This is a genomic window from Microvirga sp. P4_G7 (assembly GCF_056401005.1).
In genome coordinates this window covers 1-2382 of sequence record NZ_JBFUKD010000580.1, presented here as the reverse complement: position 1 = coordinate 2382, position 2382 = coordinate 1, and the positions used below count along the sequence as shown (strand labels likewise).

The window sequence follows — 2382 nt, the reverse complement described above, 5'->3', positions numbered from 1 at the left end:
GGCGTCAGGTTGGGTGATTCCACCCTACCCCAATCACCGGTCGAGGGCGGGTCGTGGATTGCTGCCTCCGTGTCCAATGGGATTGTTACGACCTGCAAGGCGGTGCGGGAAGAACTGTTGCGTCTTGCGAAAGAAATGCCGAACTCGCCACTCGCAGCTGAAACGCCGGAACAGGTCGTGCTCGCCGATGGCATGATCGTCAGCAAGCAGGATGCCGCCCGCAAGGTAACGATCGCAGATGCGATGCGGCTCGGTGGGGTCGATCGTATCGAACAGGAAAAAGCCACCGAATTCGCGAATAATGGTTCGCACGCCCATAACACGCATTCGGCGATCTTTGCCGAGGTCAAGGTGGATGAACAACTCGGCGTCGTACGCGTCACGCGGATCGTCAGCGCCGTCGCGGCCGGCCGTATCCTGAACGCCAAGACCGCACACAGCCAAGTCATGGGCGGTGTCGTCTGGGGAATCGGAATAGCCCTGCATGAGGAAACGCTGATCGATCACACGTTTGGTCGCGTCATGAACGCCAATATCGCCGAATACCATGTTCCAGTGAATGCGGACGTGCACGACATCAAGGTGATCTTCGTCGACGAGCAGGATGACATCGTCAATCCTCTCGGCGTCAAAGGATTGGGTGAAATCGGGATCGTGGGTGTTCCAGCGGCGATCGCCAATGCAATATATCACGCCACGGGAAAGCGGGTGCGCAATCTGCCGATCACGCTCGACAAACTGCAATAATCGAAACGCCTACCAAAGCTTGTTGAGCAGGAACCTCCATGGACACCAGAATGCCCGAAGTGATCGACCATGCTCGCCGCCGCTTCCTGAGCGCCGCAGCTGTGACTGTCGCGGCGGCGCAGTTGGTGACGTTGAGATCGGTGAGCGCGCAACCGGCACCGCAAAATTCCTTAGGGCCGTTGAAGCAGATTGATGCCGGGCTGCTCGATGTGGGATACGTTGAAGTCGGTCCGGCCGAGGGACCCGTCGTCCTCATCCTGCACGGCTGGCCCTACGACATTCACAGCTATGCCGATGTCGCGCCTTTGCTTGCCGCAGCCGGCTACCGAGTGATCGTGCCGCATCTGCGCGGGTATGGCACGACCCGGTTTCTCTTGCCTGAAACCATGCGCAACGGCCAGCAATCGGCAATCGCCGTCGATATGGTCGCCCTGATGGACGCGTTGAAGATCGAGAGAGCCACGATCGCAGGTTACGATTGGGGCGCGCGCACCGCCAACATCATCGCGGCGCTCTGGCCGGAGCGCTGCAAGGGCATGGTTTCGGTGAGCGGCTACCTGATCGGCAGCCCCGAAGCCAATAGGGTGCCTCTTCCCCCGAGCGCAGAACTCCAATGGTGGTATCAATATTACTTTGCCACGGAACGCGGTCGTGCGGGCTACGACAGGTACCGCCGCGATTTCGCAAAGCTCATCTGGCGTATCGCTTCGCCGAAATGGAACTTCGACGACGCCACGTTCGATCGCAGCGCGACCGCGCTCGACAATCCGGATCACGTGGAAATCGTCATTCACAACTACCGTTGGCGCCTCGGCCTGGCTGAGGGTGAGCCTAAATATGACGAGCTGGAGAAGCAGCTCGCCGCAGGTCCGATCATTGCCGTGCCCACCATTACGCTCGAGGGCGATGCGAACGGTGCGCCGCACGCGGACCCGAGCACCTATGCGAAGAAATTCTCGGCACAGTATTCCCACAGGGTCATCGAAGGCGGCATTGGCCACAATCTCCCCCAGGAGGCACCCCGCGCCTTCACAGATGCCGTCCTGGACGTCTCCCGTCAACGTTAGCAGGGACATGCCGTCAAAATGCGTCCATGTTGAAGCAGGCATGAACTCCCTTAGATTGATCGGAACGATTGGCTCCCTGACGAAAAGCTCCGCTTAATCCCCTTGCGGAGAGAGCAGGTTGACCCTCGCCACTGGGAAACACGATGATGAGAAAACTGATCGTTAGCGGAGCCTCATTTTTCCTGCTTGTGACGACGTGCGTAGGAGAAGCGGCGGAAACCAGCCGCTCCTCCGCCAGCGCCCCGCCCTCGGCGCCCACAATGCTCGCATGCCATGCCGAATATGCTGCGATGCGCGGTGGCGGAAGGGGCCATGCCCCTGCAGCCCGCGGGAATGCCGCTGTTCGGCACAACACGGTCCGCAACCCGAACGTCAACATCAATCGCGGCGCGAACGTGAATGTTCGTCGCACGAATGTGAACGTCGTCGCCCGGCCTGTGCGCGGGTGGACGCGCCGGCCCTATTACGGAACGATCGTCGGCGGCGTTGCCCTCGGCACAATCGTAGCGGCGGCGGCGATCGGAAGCGCGCCCGCGGCGCCGGCGCCGGGCCTATGCTGGTACTGGAC

2 protein-coding genes and 1 pseudogene are annotated in these 2382 nt (G+C 60.8%); all 3 read left to right on the top strand.

Annotated features, from left to right (window positions below):
* Nucleotides 1-747: xanthine dehydrogenase family protein molybdopterin-binding subunit (locus AC1DT3_RS18205; protein ID WP_477466636.1), on the top strand; the 747-nt coding region annotated here is incomplete at its 5' end.
* A 50-nt stretch (nt 748-797) separates the two neighbouring features.
* Nucleotides 798-1814 (top strand): alpha/beta fold hydrolase, encoded by a 1017-nt coding sequence (locus AC1DT3_RS18200; protein ID WP_477466637.1) that lies wholly within the window; start codon nt 798-800, stop codon nt 1812-1814.
* Between the two features lie 260 nt (nt 1815-2074).
* Nucleotides 2075-2382, top strand: a pseudogene (locus tag AC1DT3_RS18195) (hypothetical protein); the annotation flags it as partial.